Here is a 16,063-nt window from a genome sequence, read left to right as displayed (position 1 = left end):
CTGCCTCGCGTGCCGCGGCGAGGCCGGCCGGTCCGGCGCCGACCACCAGCACGTCTGTGTGCACGTACTTGCGGTCGTAGACGGCCTCGTCCGTCCGGGGGTCCAGCTGGCCCAGGCCGCTCAGCAACCTGGCGTCCATCCCGTCCGTCAGCTCCAGGGCCGTCGCCGGCAGCATGGACTCGTCGACATGCCCGGCGTAGCGGGCGCTGATTTTGACCAGGGCGTTGGGCTCTTCCACGCCGGCCGACATGATGCCGCGCGGGCGGCCGAGGTAGAGCGAGTCGCCCACGGTGACCTTGCCGGCCGCGAGCAGCGCGGAGGCCAGGGTATCCCCGGCGTAGCCGGTGTAGGTGTTGCCGTCGAGCGTGAACTTCAGCGGCTTGTTCCGGTCGATCCGGGCAGCGGCGCCGGCTGGGGCGGCAAGCCGCCGGGGCTGGTTGGCGATGTTGCCGGTGGCGGTCATTTCGCTCCTCCTTCGGCCGGCTGGGCCTTGGCACCCGCGAGGCTGCCGAGTTCGATCGGTGGTGTCTCGCCGGGCTTGTACACGGCCTTGAATTCGTAGCTGACGGTGTCTCGCACCGCGTTGAACCAGCGCCGGCAGCCGGTGCTGTGCACCCAGCGTTCGGCGAAGAGGCCCTTGGGGTTGGCGCGGTAGAAGAGGAACTTTGCCCATTCCGCGTCGCTCAGCTGGTTCGGGTCTGCCGGGTAGGCCACGTGGGCCTGGCCGCCGTAGTGGTATTCGGTCTCGTCGCGCGGCCCGCACCAGGGGCATTCGATCAGAAGCATCGCGGTCGTCCTTCCTAGTGGGCCACGGCGGCGGCGCCGTGTTCGTCGATGAGGTGTCCGGTCTCGAACCGGTCCAGGGCAAACGGGGCGTTCAGCGGGTGCGGTTCGTCCGTGGCGATGGTGTGGGCGAAGGTGTAGCCGGCGCCGGGCGTGCCCTTGAAGCCGCCGGTTCCCCAGCCGCAGTTCACGTAGAGCTGGTCGATCGGCGTCTTGGACACGATCGGGGAGGCGTCCATCGTGGTGTCGACGATGCCGCCCCAGGTCCGCAGCACGTGGGCGCGGGCGAAGATCGGGAAGAGCTCGACGGCGGCCGCCATCTGTTCCTCGATGACGTGGAAGGCGCCGCGCTGGCCGTAGCCGTTGTAGGTGTCGATGCCCGCACCCATGACCAGTTCGCCCTTGTGTGCCTGGGAGACGTAGACGTGGACGTGGTTGGACATGACCACCGTGGGGTGGACCGGCTCGTGGAGCTCGGAGACGAGCGCCTGCAGCGGGTGCGACTGGATGGGCAGCTCGAAGCCGGCCAGTTCGGCGAGCACCGAGCTGTGTCCCGCGCCGGCCAGGCCGACCTTGCCGGCGTTGATCCGGCCGCGGCTGGTTTCGACGCCGACCACCCGGTCGCCGTCCTTGAGGAATCCGGTGACCTCGCAGTTCTGGATGATGTCCACGCCCATCTCGTCGCACTTGCGGGCGAAGGCCCAGGCCACGTGGTCGTGCTTGGCGATGCCGGCGCGGGGCTGGTAGGTCGCCCCCATGACCGGGTAGCGGATGTTGTCCCCGGTGTTGATGATGGGGCACAGCTCCTTGACCTGGTCCGGGGTGATCCATTCGGCGTCCACGCCGTTGAGCTGGTTGGCGTTCACCCGGCGGATGCTCTCGCGCACGTCCTGCAGGGTGTGCGCCAGGTTCATCACGCCGCGCTGGGAGAAGAGGAAATCGTACTCGAGCTCCTCCGGCAGTTGCTCCCAGAGTTTAAGCGAGTGCTCGTAGATGCCCGCGCTCTCGTCCCACAGGTAGTTGGAGCGGATGATCGTGGTGTTGCGGGCCATGTTGCCGCCGGCCAGCCAGCCGCGCTCCAGCACCGCGATGTTGGTCATGCCGTGGTTCTTGGCCAGGTAGTAGGCGGTGGCCAGGCCGTGGCCGCCGCCGCCGACGATCACGGCGTCGTACGAGGATTTCGGCTCCGGATTCCGCCACAGGAAGTCCGGGTGCTCGGGCAGCAGATCGGCCATTATTCGGCTCCGTTCGGCTCGGCGTTCAGGTTCGGGTACAGCGGGAATTTCTCCGCCAGCAGGGACACACGGCCGCGGAGCTCGGTGAGCAGCTCCTCGTCTGGTTCCCGGGTCAGGGCGGCGGCAATGATGTCCGCCACCTCGGTGAATTCGGCGGCGCCGAAGCCGCGGGTGGCCAGCGCGGGGGTACCGATCCGCAGGCCGGAGGAAACCATCGGCGGGCGCGGATCGAACGGCACGGCGTTGCGGTTGACCGTGATGCCGATGGAGTGCAGCCGGTCCTCGGCCTGCTGGCCGTCCAAATCCGAGTTGCGCAGGTCCACCAGGACCAGATGCACGTCGGTGCCGCCGCTGACCAGGCTGATGCCGGCGGCCGCAACGTCGTCGGCCAGCAGCCGCTGGGCCAGCAGCCGCGCGCCCTCGAGGGTCCGCTGCTGGCGGTCCGCGAACTCGTCGGAGGCTGCAAACTTAAAGGCCACCGCCTTGGCGGCCACCACGTGCTCCAACGGGCCGCCCTGCTGACCGGGGAACACCGCGGAGTTGATCTTCTTGGCCAGCTCCTGCCTGGACAGGATCACCCCGCCGCGCGGACCGCCCAACGTCTTGTGGGTGGTGGTGGTGACGACGTCGGCGTACGGCACCGGGTTCGGGTGCAGCCCGGCGGCCACCAGGCCGGCGAAGTGCGCCATGTCCACCATCAGGTAGGCGCCGACCTTGTCCGCGATGCGGCGGAACTCGGCGAAGTCCAGCTGGCGGGTGTAGGCCGACCAGCCGGCCACGATCAGCTTGGGTTCGTGCTCGACGGCGAGGCGCTCCAGCTCTGCCATGTCGATCCGGTGGTCGGACTCGGAGACCCCGTAAGACACGACGTTGTAGAGCTTGCCGGAGAAGTTGATCTTCATACCGTGGGTCAGGTGCCCGCCGTGTGCCAGGTTCAGGCCCAGGATGGTGTCGCCCGGGGTCAGCAGCGCGAACATGGCCGCTGCGTTGGCCTGGGCACCCGAGTGCGGCTGGACGTTGGCGGCTTCGGCGCCGAACAGTGCCTTGACCCGGTCGATGGCCAGCTGCTCGATCACGTCCACGTGCTCGCAGCCGCCGTAGTAGCGCCGGCCCGGATAGCCCTCGGCGTACTTGTTGGTCAGCACCGAGCCCTGGGCCTCCATCACCGCGGTGGGGGCGAAGTTTTCCGACGCGATCATCTCCAGCGTGGACTGCTGGCGTTCCAGCTCCCGCGCAATGGCACCGGCCACCTCGGGATCGGCCGCAGCCAATCCGGTTGTCAGGGTGTTCACCATCCGACTTCTCCTTCGAAGAACCTGATCAACCAAACAACTAATGTTTGACTGATATATCAGAACTGATTGCAATAGTATGGTGGAGATCACACCCCGTCAAGAGGGTCCTTCCGGCCTCGAATTCCGGGCCGGCAGGACCCCGAGCAGGTCAGCGGACCATTAGGAGCATGATGAGCATCACCGCGGAAACCGATGCCGGGACCGAGCCGCTGTCGCTGGCCGAGCAGGCCTACCGGGCGCTGCGGGACAAGCTGATCATGTTGGATATCCGCCCCGGCGCACCCATCAACGACGGGCAGCTGGCGGCGGAACTCGGCTTCGGCCGCACCCCGGTGCGCGAGGCCCTGAAGAAACTGGAGATCGACCACCTGGTGGTCTCCTATCCGCGCCGCGGGACCTTCGCGACCATCGTGGACATCACCGAGCTGGCCGCCGTGTCGGAACTGCGCCGCGTACTGGAACCCCTGGCGGCCCGCAAGGCCGCGGAGTCGGCCGGGGAGGCCATGCGCGCGGAACTGTCGCAGCTGGCGCGGGACATCGGGAAGCTCGACGACGACCGTCCCGACAAACACGACCTGATGCGTTACGACCTCAGCGTGCACCGGGCCATCTATCGCGCCGCGGGCAATCCCTACCTCGAGGACACCCTGATCAGGCTGGACAACCTGGCCACCCGCATCTGGTGCCTCGTGCTGGATAAGGTGCCGTCCGTCGCCGGCCACATCACCGAGCACGTGGAACTGCTGGACTCAATTGTCGACGGCGACGCGGACCAGGCCGCCGAGCTGGCCCTCGAGCACATCACCGGCTTCGAAAAGGCCATCCGCGCGGTGTTGTAGCGCGGGGACGGCGCCCCTGGTGTAACCGCTCAGCTGCCGATTTCGGCGGGCGAGGGGTTCTTGGCCAAGCGGACCGCCAGGTTGAGTCCGGACATCTTGGGCGTGCCCCGGGGGTCCTCGCCGATGAGATCGAAAATCTTGCGCAGCCGCTTATGCAGCGTTTGGCGTTCCACGAACAGGATCCGCGCAGTCTCTGCGGAATTGCAGCCACTCATGAGCCAGGCGTCGAGGGTGTCCAGCAGCCGCGTCCCCCGCTTGCGGTCATAGTCCAGCAGTTCGCCGAGCAGTTCCTGGGTGATTCGTCCGATGACCGGCCCGGAGAGCTCGCGGGCCGCCAGCCGCTCGAGGACAAAATCCTCACAGTCACGGATGTTGCTTTCCAGGTCGTCCGGGGGCCCCACCGACTGGGTCAGCCTGGCCTCGACCAAGGATGAGTGGGCATGCAACGGCGTGGCCACTGTTGGCCCGATGGCCCCCGCCACCGCCAAACCGCGGAAGTCCGCGCGCAACCCCTCCAGGATCTCCCGTCGCTCCTGGCGCGTGCCGCTGATACTCAGCTGGACCAAGGCGCACAGGCTCTCGCCGTCCAGATACGTCCGGGCGTCGGGACACCGGTTTTTGAGAATCTTTTCCGCCACTCCGCGCACGCTGCTCAGCCCGATCCGGCGAAACACCATGACAAAGGCCGGTTGTCCGGTCGATAAGCCCGCGGCGGCGCACAGCTCGTGGATCTGGGAGGTGCCTGCGCCGCTAACGACGGCCCGCATCAGGGCGGTGTGGGCGATTTGCTGCGCCGTCGGTCGGTGCTGCTGCGAAACGGCGAGCGCCAAAATGCCGCCGATCCGCTCTCCCACCGTCTTTAACAATTCCGGGGTTACGTCCCGCCGGCTTTGAAGCCGCAGCCGGGCGGACACCAGGCTCCCAACGAAGATGTCCGATTCCACATTCACCGAGGTGGAATCGGGAGGGAAGCCGCCGGCGAACTCCAAAACGGTCCCGCTGGGGTCCAGCAGTGCCGCCTCGATCCGCAGCGCCTGCGAGACAATCTCGATCAGTGGGCTCAGGGCCGGACCGGAAGAAGCCAGATGTTCCGCCAAGCGCTGCGAGATGGAGTCGGCGGTTTGCAGGGCCGTGACATGTTCAGAAACGACTTTCCGATTGACTTCCTCCGCAATCTCCACGAACGGGACCACGCGCCGCAGCTCGATCAGCGGCAGCCCAACCTCTTCGGCTGCCTCGACAAGCTCGGCTGAGAGGGAGCGGCCGGAGCCCGCGGTCTGGATCGCCAAGGCCGTCACATGCCGGGCCGCCAGGCTGCGGATGTACTCGTGCTGGGCGGCGGGCCGGAGGTTCAACAACGCGTCCCCGCCGCTCAGCAGCAGCTCCTGGCCGCGCAGCAGCGGCGCTATCTCCAGCACTTCGCTCGAATGGACCCACCTGACCTTGCCGGCGGGAATCTGGCGCTTACCCGCCCGAACCAACGGACTGGCTCGCTGCATCAGTTCAAGTCCAAGCACATCCGACAACATCACGACCATGGATAATCCCGCCTCTGAGCAGCCCGACCGACGCGGGGGTGACAGTCCGTCACCCGCCGTGCCTCCAAGTGGTTACGGTCCGAATATACGCTGTGAGCTGCATCACCTCCTAGTCTGGTGAAGTCCTGCTCCGCCTCGCGTTGCAATCGTCAGGAGACCGCCATGAGCCAGAGATCCGCCACGAAATCCGAACAGGCCACCCAACACGTAGAAGACATCCTGCAGCCGGTTCCCGAATCGGCCCGCACCACAAAGCTGTCCGGCCAGTTCTGGATTTGGGCAGGCGCCAACGTCGCCCCGATCAACTGGATCCTGGGCGCCCTGGGCATTCACCTCGGGCTTGGCCTGGCCGATACCCTCACCGTGCTGATCGCCGGCAATGTCATCGGCATGCTGGGGTTTGGCTTCTTCGTAATCCTCGGGCAGCGCACGGGAGCCACCGGCATGTTGCTGGCCCGTGGAGCGTTCGGCCGCAGGGGCGCCTACCTGCCCGCAGCCATCCAGGCAGTGATCGCGATCGGCTGGTCGGCCGTCAACACGTGGGTCATTCTGGACCTGATCATGGCGCTGTTCGGAATGATCGGCTGGGTCGATCCCACGGCCACCAACTTGGGTTGGCGCATTGGCACCGCCGCCGTCATCATGTCGATCCAGGTGGCCATTTGCTACCGCGGCTACCGCGCCATTTCCCGCTTCGAGCGGATCACCATGCCGCCCACCGTCCTGGTCCTCATTGCCATGTCGATCGTGGCCTGGACGCAGCTGGATATCGACTGGAGCTACCAGGGACCCGTGGGCGAGGTTCTCACCGGCATGCCGCGGATCGCTGCCATGTCCTCCATCATGACCGCCATCGGCATTGGCTGGGGCATCGGCTGGTTCACCTACGCTCCCGACTACTCCCGCTTCGTGAGCAAGAAGATCCGGCCCGCAAAGCTCTATGTGGTCAGTGTCCTCGGACAGTTCCTCCCGGTGGTCTGGCTCGGCGTCCTGGGCGCAAGCCTGGCCACGAAGAACGGCACGGCCGATCCTGGCCAGCTGATCGTGGAAAGCTACGGAGCCTTCGCCATTCCGGTGATCCTGCTGGTCATCCACGGACCCATCGCAACCAACATCATCAACATGTACACGTTCGGCGTCGCCACGCAGGCCCTGGACATTCAAATCTCCCGCAAGAAGCTGTCCATCGTCGTCGGCGGCCTGGCCATGGCGGCGGTCATCGGTTTCATGTTCGCGACTGACTTTGCCCACATGCTGCACAACTGGATCATCGCGATCGCAGCGTGGGTCGCCACCTGGGGCGGGATCATGGCCGTCCATTACTTCGTCTTTGAGCGCCGCCATAAGAACTTCAGCTACCTCTTCCGCTCGCCGTCCGACACCCAGCTCAAGGCCTTCAACCCGGCAGCCTTCATCGCCTTCTTCGCCGGTATCTTCATGACCTGGATGTGCATGTACGGCTCGGTTCCGGCCCTCCAGGGGCCCATCGCAAGCGCCGTCGGAGGCATCGACTTCTCGTGGCTGGGCGGGACCATCACCTCAGCCACGGTGTACTTCCTGCTCGGATACTCCCGGTTCCGTTCGCGGATTGCCGCCGGCATTCCCCTCGGCTTGAAGCAGGACAGCTCCGACGAGGAATTCCTGAAGGACCACGGCAACTGCGAAACAGCGTTAGTCGAAGCCGACAATTCCGCAGGCTCCGACGCTCCGCTGGCCCCGGAGGCCCCGGGTGCCCCAGTGAACCGCACCCCCACACCCACGGCCTAGCCTGCGGACGGACGCAAAACATGCGTAGCCGCGCCAACCTCAAAGCCACCTGTCCCGCACACAGAAACACCACGAAGGAGAACCAATGACCATCGCTCCCGCCTCCCCCTCCGCCAACAGCGTTTCCGAACTCGAGCGCCTGAAGGTCCTGCACAACGGAGAAAAACAACAACTGACCTTCTCCGATGCGGAGTTCGAACGTCGCCTGACCGGCCTGCGCTCCATCATGGCCGCCAAGGAGCTCGACGCGGTCATCCTGACCAGCTACCACGGCATCAAGTACTACTCGGACTTTCTGTACACGACGTTTGGCCGCAACTACGCCCTGGTAGTCACCGCAGACGACTCGGTCACGGTCACCGCCAACATCGACGCCGGCATGCCGTGGCGCACCAGCTACGGCGAAAACATCGTCTACACGGACTGGAAGCGCGACAATTTCTACTTCGGCCTGCAGGAAGCCCTGCGCCAGCGTGGCGTCAGCGCCCGTCGCCTCGGCGTCGAGGACGATGCCTTGCCGCTGATGACCCGCCAGCGCATCCAGGCTGCCTTCGACGGCGCCGAACTGCTCGACGTCTCCCAGGACGCGATGCGCCAGCGGATGATCAAGTCGGCCGAGGAAATCGAGGTCATCAAGCACGGTGCACGCATCGGCGACCTGGGCGGCGAGGCCATCAAGGCCGCCATCCGGGAAGGCATAAGCGAGTACGAAGTGGCACTGATCGGCACCGAAGCCATGGTCCACGAGATCGCCCGCACCTTCCCGCACCGCGAAGTTCGCGACACCTGGGTTTGGTTCCAGTCCGGCATCAACACCGACGGCGCGCATAACTGGGCCACCACCCGCAAGCTGCAGCGCGGCGACATCCTGTCCCTGAACTGCTTCCCGATGACCTCCGGTTACTACACGGCGCTGGAACGCACCCTGTTCCTGGGCGAGCCGGACGAGCGCTCGCTCGAACTGTGGAACATCAACGTGGAGGTCCACCGCCGCGGGCTGGAACTGATCAAGCCCGGCGCCGTCTGCAAGGACATCGCCGCCGAGCTGAACGAGATCTACATCGGCCACGGGCTGCTCGCGAACCGCACCTTCGGGTACGGCCACTCCTTCGGCGTCCTCTCGCACTACTACGGACGCGAGGCCGGCCTGGAACTGCGCGAGGACATCGACACGGTCCTGGAACCGGGCATGGTCGTGTCCATGGAGCCGATGATCACCGTCGCCGACGGCGAACCGGGCGCCGGCGGCTACCGCGAACACGACATCCTCGTCATCGGCGAAGACAGCGTGGAAAACATCACCAAGTTCGGTTTCGGCCCGGAGCACAACATCATCCAGGCCTGACCAGACCTGCCCGGGGCGGGGCCGTCCGGTCCCGCCCCCGGCAGCACCACCTTCAATCCACCGCCCATCGCGCATGAGCCGCGCAACGATCGTTTGGAGCAAGCATGCCTGCCAGCGTGTACATGGAAGAACTCGACGCCTTTACCTATCGGGAACGCATCGCCGAAGACAACGCCGTCGTGCTGATCCCGGTCGGCTCCATTGAGCAGCACGGACCGCATATGCCGCTCAACGTCGATGTTCTCCTGTCTACGGCATTGGCCGGCGCGACGGCGTCATCCATCGGTGGTGTTGTCGCCGCTCCCGTCGTCTACGGGTACAAGTCCCAGCAACGCTCCGGCGGCGGCAACCACCTCCCCGGCACCACCAGCCTCGACGCGGCGACGGTCATTTCCATCGCCAAGACGCTGACCTTGGAATTCGCCCGGCACGGCGCGCGGAACATTGCCTTTATTAACGGCCATTTCGAGAACTACCAGTTCCTGTACGAAGGCGTCGACCTGGCGCTCCGCGAACTGCGCCAAAGCGGCGTCCAGGACGTCAAGGTGGTGCTGCTCTCCTACTGGGACTTCGTTGACGAGCGGACCATCACCGAGCTGTACCCGGACGGCTTCACCGGCTGGGACCTGGAGCACGGCGGCGTGCTGGAAACCTCGCTCATGCTTCACCTCTACCCGGAGCGCGTCTGCATGGACAAGGTCGTCGACGCTCCCCCCGCCGTCCTGCCGAACTACGATGTCCTGCCCGTCAACCCCGACCTGACACCGGCCTCCGGCTGCCTTTCCTCGGCGGCCGACGCGACCGCTGCCAAGGGCAGAATCCTCCTCGAACGGGCATCGGCCGGCATGGCTGCGGCCCTGTCCCGCGAGTTCTCCCCCACCGCCCCGCGCGTCGGCGCCGCCAGCCCCGAATCCGTCCCGGCACTGTAGGACCACGTGTCGGCCTGTTCAAGCGCCCCGGCAGGTCCCGTCGCTCAAGGGAGACAACGTGTTGGAACGACGCGGCGACTTCGCCTTTGACTACAACCTCCACGAAGGCACCGCCCCGGTGAAAATGCAGTGGCTGTTCCAGGAGCAGTCACGCCTGCCCGTGGCCGTGCAAACCTGGGAGTTGCCGCCGGGCGGGACGGAAGGGATGCACTCCCATCCCGCCGGCGGCCGCGCGCTCGAAGAACTCTACGTGGTGATGGAGGGAACCGCCCGGATGACCGTGGACGGCCGGGTCCACCAACTCCACGCCGGTGATGCCGTGCTCGCCCCGGTGGGTTCCGAGCACGATCTGGCAAACACCGGCAGCAAACCGCTGCGCGTGCTCGTGGTCTGGGGAGAACCCGGCGCAGCCGACTACTCGTCCTTCGGCTCACACCGTGCCGCCCGTGCCGCCCGCTCCCCCGGGGTCGCGTCGGACTAACAGCGCTCCGTGTCCTGCCCCGGCGGCGCCACGTCCCGGCCGGCAATGAGATTATGGTCCTATGGCCGATCCTGAAGAGCTCGACGACGAGGCGTCGCCGGAGAACCTGAACCGCGGTGTGCAGTCTGTGGACCGCGCCATCACCGTGCTCGAGATCCTGGCCCGTCGCGGCGCCGCCGGTGTCAGCGACATCGCCGACGAAATGGGCGTGCACAAGTCCACCGCCTCGCGGCTGCTGGCGTCCCTGGACCAGCGCGGCATGGTGCAGCAGAACAGCGAACGCGGCAAATACCAGCTCGGCTTCAGCATCCTGCGGCTCGCGAACTCGATCCCGGGGAACCTCAGCCTGGTGCGCGAGGCACGGCCCGTGCTGGAACGACTGGCGGAACAGTACGAGGAAACGGTGAACCTGGCGGTCCTGCGTTCCAACTATGCCGTCAACGTCGACCAGGCCCGGGGCACCTCCACCCTGGCAATGTCCGACTGGATCGGCAGCCTGACACCTTTGCACGCCACCTCCAGCGGCAAGGTGCTGCTGGCCGGGCTCACCTCCGAAGACCGACTGAAGATCGTGAAGCAAACCCGGTTGCCGGCGCAGACCGCGAAGACCATCACCTCCCGGCAGAAACTGGAACAGGAGTTGCTCCAGGTCTCCGCCAGGGGCTACGCCGTCGTCGAGGAAGAATTCGAGATCGGCCTCAACTCCATCGCCGTCCCCGTCTGGGACCACCTGGGATCCGTGATCGGTTCCGTCAGCATTTCCGGTCCCGCGTTCCGGTTCAAGCCCCAGGAGATGCCCGGCTTGATTGAGGACGTCAAGCAGGCAGGGCAGGACATCAGCGCCCGGATGGGCTACTCCCGGGACAGCTGACCGCCGCCGGCTACGCCATGACGACGGCGGCGCCCGGCTGTCATTTGGCGACGCCGGCGGGCTCTCCGGCCAGCCGTGCCGTGACCCACGCGTGGAACGCGCTGATGTGGTGTTCGCTGGGAACCAGCACGCCGCCGTTGGCGTAAATCTTTGATCCCATCGCCGGCTGGCAGCGTTCGCAGGCGTCGAAGTCCTGCTGGTTCACCCGGTGAAAGAGCTCCACCGAGGCCGTCAGATCCTTCCCCGCTTCCACCACGCTGGGCATGTACAGCCAGTCGCACTCCACCACGGTCCGGTCCGCGGCCAGCGGGAACATCCGGTGGATGATCACGTGGTCCGGCACCAGGTTGACGAAGACCGTGGGTTTGATCGTGACGGCGTAATAGCGCCGGTCCTGGTCCTCCGCGATGCCCGGAATCCGTTCCAGGCCCTCCGAGCCGTCCACCGTGAAGCCCTTGACGTCGTCGCCGAATTCGGCGCCGTGACCTACGAAGTACTGCGCGGCCAGCCCGTCGGCGAACTCCGGCAGCACTTCCGTCAGCTCCGGATGGATGGTCGCGCAGTGATAGCACTCCATGAAGTTCTCAATAATGAGCTTCCAGTTGGCCTTCACGTCGTACTTGATCCGCCGGCCCAGGCTGAGGTTGGCGATGTCGTAGCCGTCGATCGCGCCGGCGTCGCCCAAGCGCTCTTCGATGGCCCCCACCACATCGTCGTCGAACGACGGCGGTTCCTCCGCGAGGCACAACCACACGTAGCCCAGGTATTCGCGCACCGGGACGTCCACCAGCCCGTACTTTTGCCGGTCGATGTCCGGCATCTTGGTGAGGTTGGGCGCCGCGATGAGCTTGCCATCGAAGTCGTACGTCCAGGCGTGGTAGGGACATTGGAACGAGCGTCCCGCTTCCCCGCTCTCTTCCATGCAGAGTTTGACGCCGCGGTGCCGGCAGATGTTGTAGTACGCACGGACGGTGCCCTTGCGGTTGCGGGTCACGATGACCGATTCGCGGCCAACCTGCACGGTCCGGTAGGCGCCGGCCTTGTCCAGGTCGGCGGACCTGACCGCACAGAACCACATCTGCTCGAAAATGCGTTCCTGCTCGGCCCGGAAGACGTCGTCGTCAACATAGGTATGGCCGGGCAGGGTGGCGATCAGGCTATCCGAGACGATCTCAGCGGTCATGGGTACTCCTTGTGTATAAAACTCGCGGCGGGAGAGTGGGGGCGTTGCTCAGGATGCGGTGGCGAACTCGCCCGAAGGTACGTCCACGTGCCGTTCGGCTTCCCGGTTGAGGAATTTGCGCCACCTGGTGAACTGGCGGACCTGGTTGACCCCCAGCACGGCAACGGGGTTGGCTCCGGCGTAGTAGACGGCGAGGAAGCTGTTGTCTTCGAGGCAGCCGTGCTCTATCTCAACCCGGTCGTGGCCGTGCACGTGGCCGGCAAACTGAATGCGCGCGCCGTATTGGTCGGACCAGAAATAGGGCGGATTGACCGGCGGCAGGGCCGCGGTGTCCTGCAACAGCGCTGCCACTGCGACGGCCGGTTGCTCCAAGGCCCCGGTCCAGTGCTCAACCCGCTGGTGTGCCCCGACGTGCGGATTCCACCAGGCCGCGCAGTCGCCCACGGCCACCACCGAGGAGACACTGGTGCGCCCGACCGAGTCGCAGAGCACGCCGTTGCCCAGCTCGATGCCGGAGCCGAGCAGCCAGTCGGTGTTCGGCTGCCCGCCGATGCCCACCAACACGATGTCGGCGGGGAGTTCCCGCCCGTCGTCGAGCACCACGTGGCTGACGTTTTCGCCGCTGGTCCGGAAGGACCGGACAGCCGTGCCGCACAGCATCTCCACTCCGCCGGCCGAGTGCAGCCCGGCGACGGCGGCACCCATCTCGGCGCCCAGGGCGCCGGACAGAGGGGCAGCCGACCGCTCCACCACGGTGACGTCCAGGCCCGCGTCACGGGCGGTGGAAGCGGTTTCGGCGCCGATGAAGCCGGCCCCGATCACCACCATTTTCCGGCCTGGAAGCAGTTGGCCGCGCAGCGCACGGGCATCGTCCAACGTGCGGAGGGTGAAAACGTTCGCGCAGCCATGGACTTCGGGCAGCACCCGGGCGGAGGACCCGGTGGCCACGACCACTCCGTCCGCGGCGAGGCTTCGTCCGTCGCTGAGCGAAACGGTCAGCGACTCCGGGTCGAGGCCTACGGCCTTCACTCCCAACATCCATTCAGCGGCCAACTCGTCGTCCCCGGCGACCAGCGCCAGGTCCGCCTCCGAGATCCGGCCGGCCAAGAAGTCCTTGGACAGCGGCGGACGGTCGTATGGCGGATGCACTTCGTCTCCAACGACGATCAGGCGGCCTGCAAAACCTTGGCTGCGTGCCGCGCGGGCGGCAGAAAGCCCGGACAGCGAAGCTCCGATGACAACAAGGGTCTGCATGGATAGGGCCTTTCACGGCAGGAGGGTCCACGTTTTCCAAAACAAGCAGCGCCTGACGCAACTCGACGCGCTATGTGAAACAGCGTGAAGTCGGATGCCGCGTGTGTCAAGGGGTAAGGGCCGGCAAAAAAGAATTTGCCCAAACCCTTGACATTGAAATGTCACCGGGCACACTGTTGCCTATCGTGAACACCGTTGTTCATGACGGAACTTGGCACGCTGTGTCGTTGCGAAAGAAGGCGCCCCATGCATCAGGCCTGCCCCTTAAGCCAGCTAACCCCCGGCGACGCCATCCGGCTGGACACCTCGCCTCCCATCGCGGTCTTCCACACGGAAGAGGGCGAGCTCTTTGCCATTGACGACACCTGCACCCACCAGGACGCCTCGCTGGCGGACGGCTGGGTGGAGGGCTGCGAAGTCGAGTGCCCGCTGCACGCGTCGAAGTTCAATCTGCGCACCGGCGTCGTGGACGCGCCGCCGGCCAAACTCCCGGTCCGCGTCCACGGTGTCTCCGTCGTGGACGGCATCATCATGGTCCAGGAATCAGAAGAGGCCCCGAATCTCCCGCCCGGCCTGCAGGTCGACGGGTACGTGTAGCCGGGCCTTCGTCATCCATCAAAGGAACCAGATGTCAGTGAACAACGATCTTGAAGTTGATGATGGCCCACCCGACAACGAGGTGCAGCGGGTGCAGACCCGGGAGCCCTCCGGCAGGCCGGTCAATGCGCCGCCGGGTCGGGAAGACACCGAGGAGGACGCCCGGATCCTGGCCGAGCTTCGTGAGAGCGAGAACGAGCAGGCTCTGGCGGGCCGCCAGCGGACGAGCGGAGGCCTGGACAAGACAGTTTTCGCCGTGGCCGGCGCCCTCGCCGTCGCTTTCGTGGCCTGGGGCTTCCTGGCCACCGAACATCTCGGCACCACCTCGGTCACCGTACTGAACTGGGTGATGGAGAATACCGGGTGGCTCTTCATTCTGCTGGCCTCGCTCTTCGTGGTTTTCGTGCTGTGGCTGGCGATCGGACGGTTCGGCAACATCCCGCTGTCCAAGGACGGCGAGAAGCCGGAGTTCCGCACCATCTCCTGGATCTCCATGATGTTCGCCGCCGGCATGGGCATCGGCCTGATGTTCTACGGCGTGGCGGAACCGATGTACCACTACATCGCCCCGCCGCCCGGCACCGTCGACGGACAGACGCCCGAGGCAATCCAGACGGCGATGGCCACCTCGCTGTTCCACTGGACGCTTCATCCGTGGGCGATGTACGCCGTCGTCGGTATTGCCATGGCGTACGGCACCTACCGGCTGGGCCGCAAGCAGCTGATCTCGGCAATCTTCACGTCCCTGTTCGGCAGCAAGACGGTGGAGGGACCGGCCGGGAAGTTCATCAACATCCTCGCCATCTTCGCCACCCTCTTCGGTACCGCCGCGTCGCTCGGCCTCGGCGCCCTGCAAATCGGCAGCGGCCTGGCCTTCAACGGCTGGGTGGGAGAGCTGGCCACCGGCGTGCTCGTGGTCATCATCGCCGTGCTCACGGCCTGCTTCATCGCCTCGGCCGTCTCCGGAATCCGCCGCGGCATTCAGTGGCTGGCCAACATCAACATGGTGCTGGCCGTGATCCTGGCGCTGATCGTGTTCCTGGCCGGGCCCACGCTGTTCATCCTGAACCTGGTGCCGGCCGCCGTCGGGGATTACGCCCGCGACCTGGCCGAGATGGCCTCCCGCACCGAAGCGGTGGGCGACGAGGCGCTGCGCAGCTGGATGTCCGGCTGGACGGTGTTCTACTGGGCCTGGTGGGTGTCCTGGACACCGTTTGTCGGGATGTTCATTGCCCGGATCAGCCGCGGCCGCACCATCCGCCAGTTCGTCACCGGCGTGCTGCTGGTGCCGAGCGTAGTGAGCGTCGCCTGGTTCGCGATCTTCGGCGGCGCCAGCTTCGGCGTGCAGGCCGCGGCGGACGCCACACCGGATACCGGCGACGGGCTGGTGGACATGGTCGACGGCGAACCGACCATCTCCTTCGACGGCGCCCTCTTCGATCTGCTGCAAAACCTGCCGTTGCCGAACATCCTGGCCGGCGCGGTGGCGATCCTGGCGATGGTGCTGGTGGGGATCTTCTTCGTCACGGGCGCCGATTCGGCCTCGCTGGTGATGGCTTCCCTCAGTTCCAACGGGGCCGAAGAGCCCTCCCGCGGCGTCGTGATCTTCTGGGGTGCGCTGACCGGCGGAGTCGCCGCGGTGATGCTGCTGGCCGGCGGCGACCAGCCGGCCGAGGCCCTGAACGGGCTCAAGAACATCACCATCGTGGTCGCGTTGCCGTTCGTCCTGGTGATGCTGCTGATGTGCATTGCGCTGGCCAAGGACCTGCGCCGTGATCCGCTGGCGCTGCGCCGGCGGCTGGCCGACTCCGTGGTGGAGCGCGCCATCCGTTCCGGGGTGGGCCAGCACGGCGGCAGCAGGTTCGACCTGGTCACCAGGCACGAATGCGACGACACGTGTCCCGAAGGGAAGTGCCCGGCCGCCGCCCCGCCGCCGGCCTAAGCCG

The 16,063-nt window shown here is 66.2% G+C and carries 15 protein-coding genes; 8 read left to right on the top strand and 7 right to left on the bottom strand.

Annotated elements, in window-relative coordinates; all coding sequences use genetic code 11:
- The 4 genes from AC5RV2_RS07770 to glyA form a co-directional block, all read right to left on the bottom strand.
- The coding region (locus AC5RV2_RS07770) for a 2Fe-2S iron-sulfur cluster-binding protein (RefSeq protein ID WP_494091885.1) at positions 1-463 on the bottom strand (463 nt) is incomplete at its 3' end.
- Positions 460-786 (bottom strand): sarcosine oxidase subunit delta, encoded by a 327-nt coding sequence (locus AC5RV2_RS07765; RefSeq protein ID WP_494069402.1) that lies wholly within the window; start codon positions 784-786, stop codon positions 460-462. The genes AC5RV2_RS07765 and AC5RV2_RS07770, both read right to left, overlap by 4 nt.
- A 14-nt stretch (positions 787-800) precedes the next feature.
- Complete coding sequence (locus tag AC5RV2_RS07760; RefSeq protein ID WP_494091884.1) at positions 801-2,018, bottom strand: sarcosine oxidase subunit beta family protein; 1,218 nt, start codon at positions 2,016-2,018, stop codon at positions 801-803.
- Entirely contained in the window at positions 2,018-3,313 is a 1,296-nt protein-coding gene (gene glyA, locus AC5RV2_RS07755) for a serine hydroxymethyltransferase (RefSeq protein WP_494091883.1), read from the bottom strand. Before glyA ends, AC5RV2_RS07760 begins: the two co-directional genes overlap by 1 nt.
- Before the next feature lie 170 nt (positions 3,314-3,483).
- Between glyA and AC5RV2_RS07750 the strand changes: the two genes are divergently transcribed.
- A complete protein-coding gene (locus tag AC5RV2_RS07750) occupies positions 3,484-4,152 on the top strand; it encodes a GntR family transcriptional regulator (RefSeq protein ID WP_494091887.1) in 669 nt (222 codons plus the stop codon).
- A 29-nt stretch (positions 4,153-4,181) separates the two neighbouring features.
- Here the strand turns inward: AC5RV2_RS07750 and AC5RV2_RS07745 are convergent, their stop codons facing one another.
- Positions 4,182-5,681, bottom strand: a complete 1,500-nt coding sequence (locus tag AC5RV2_RS07745; protein ID WP_494091886.1) for a PucR family transcriptional regulator — start codon at positions 5,679-5,681, stop codon at positions 4,182-4,184.
- Between the two features lie 171 nt (positions 5,682-5,852).
- Between AC5RV2_RS07745 and AC5RV2_RS07740 the strand changes: the two genes are divergently transcribed.
- The 5 genes from AC5RV2_RS07740 to AC5RV2_RS07720 all read left to right on the top strand — a co-directional run bounded on the left by AC5RV2_RS07740 (position 5,853) and on the right by AC5RV2_RS07720 (position 11,083).
- Entirely contained in the window at positions 5,853-7,457 is a 1,605-nt protein-coding gene (locus tag AC5RV2_RS07740) for a purine-cytosine permease family protein (protein ID WP_494091882.1), read from the top strand.
- 85 nt (positions 7,458-7,542) lie between these two features.
- Positions 7,543-8,802: a M24 family metallopeptidase gene (locus AC5RV2_RS07735; RefSeq protein ID WP_494091881.1), complete on the top strand. Its 1,260-nt coding sequence runs from the start codon at positions 7,543-7,545 to the stop codon at positions 8,800-8,802.
- A 104-nt stretch (positions 8,803-8,906) separates the two neighbouring features.
- Positions 8,907-9,731: a creatininase gene (locus tag AC5RV2_RS07730; protein WP_494091880.1), complete on the top strand. Its 825-nt coding sequence runs from the start codon at positions 8,907-8,909 to the stop codon at positions 9,729-9,731.
- Positions 9,732-9,789: 58 nt separating this feature from the next.
- Positions 9,790-10,212, top strand: coding sequence for a cupin domain-containing protein (locus AC5RV2_RS07725; RefSeq protein ID WP_494091879.1), 423 nt, complete (start codon positions 9,790-9,792; stop codon positions 10,210-10,212).
- A 61-nt stretch (positions 10,213-10,273) separates the two neighbouring features.
- Positions 10,274-11,083: an IclR family transcriptional regulator gene (locus tag AC5RV2_RS07720; RefSeq protein WP_494091878.1), complete on the top strand. Its 810-nt coding sequence runs from the start codon at positions 10,274-10,276 to the stop codon at positions 11,081-11,083.
- Between the two features lie 40 nt (positions 11,084-11,123).
- Here the strand turns inward: AC5RV2_RS07720 and AC5RV2_RS07715 are convergent, their stop codons facing one another.
- Together AC5RV2_RS07715 and AC5RV2_RS07710 are read right to left on the bottom strand one after the other, a co-directional pair.
- Positions 11,124-12,266: an aromatic ring-hydroxylating oxygenase subunit alpha gene (locus AC5RV2_RS07715; RefSeq protein ID WP_494091877.1), complete on the bottom strand. Its 1,143-nt coding sequence runs from the start codon at positions 12,264-12,266 to the stop codon at positions 11,124-11,126.
- 48 nt (positions 12,267-12,314) lie between these two features.
- Positions 12,315-13,520 carry an NAD(P)/FAD-dependent oxidoreductase gene (locus AC5RV2_RS07710; RefSeq protein WP_494091876.1) on the bottom strand — a complete coding sequence of 402 codons (1,206 nt, stop codon included), beginning with the start codon at positions 13,518-13,520 and terminating at the stop codon, positions 12,315-12,317.
- 246 nt (positions 13,521-13,766) lie between these two features.
- Here AC5RV2_RS07710 and AC5RV2_RS07705 point away from each other — a divergent pair, with 246 nt between their 5' ends.
- Together AC5RV2_RS07705 and AC5RV2_RS07700 are read left to right on the top strand one after the other, a co-directional pair.
- Complete coding sequence (locus AC5RV2_RS07705) at positions 13,767-14,117, top strand: bifunctional 3-phenylpropionate/cinnamic acid dioxygenase ferredoxin subunit (RefSeq protein WP_494091875.1); 351 nt, start codon at positions 13,767-13,769, stop codon at positions 14,115-14,117.
- A gap of 31 nt (positions 14,118-14,148) precedes the next feature.
- Complete coding sequence (locus AC5RV2_RS07700) at positions 14,149-16,059, top strand: BCCT family transporter (RefSeq protein WP_494091874.1); 1,911 nt, start codon at positions 14,149-14,151, stop codon at positions 16,057-16,059.
- Positions 16,060-16,063 lie beyond the last annotated feature (4 nt).

The organism is Arthrobacter sp. Y3225116 (assembly GCF_059091245.1).
The sequence above is the reverse complement of the archived record's forward strand: the minus strand, read 5'-3'. Positions and strand labels throughout refer to the sequence as shown.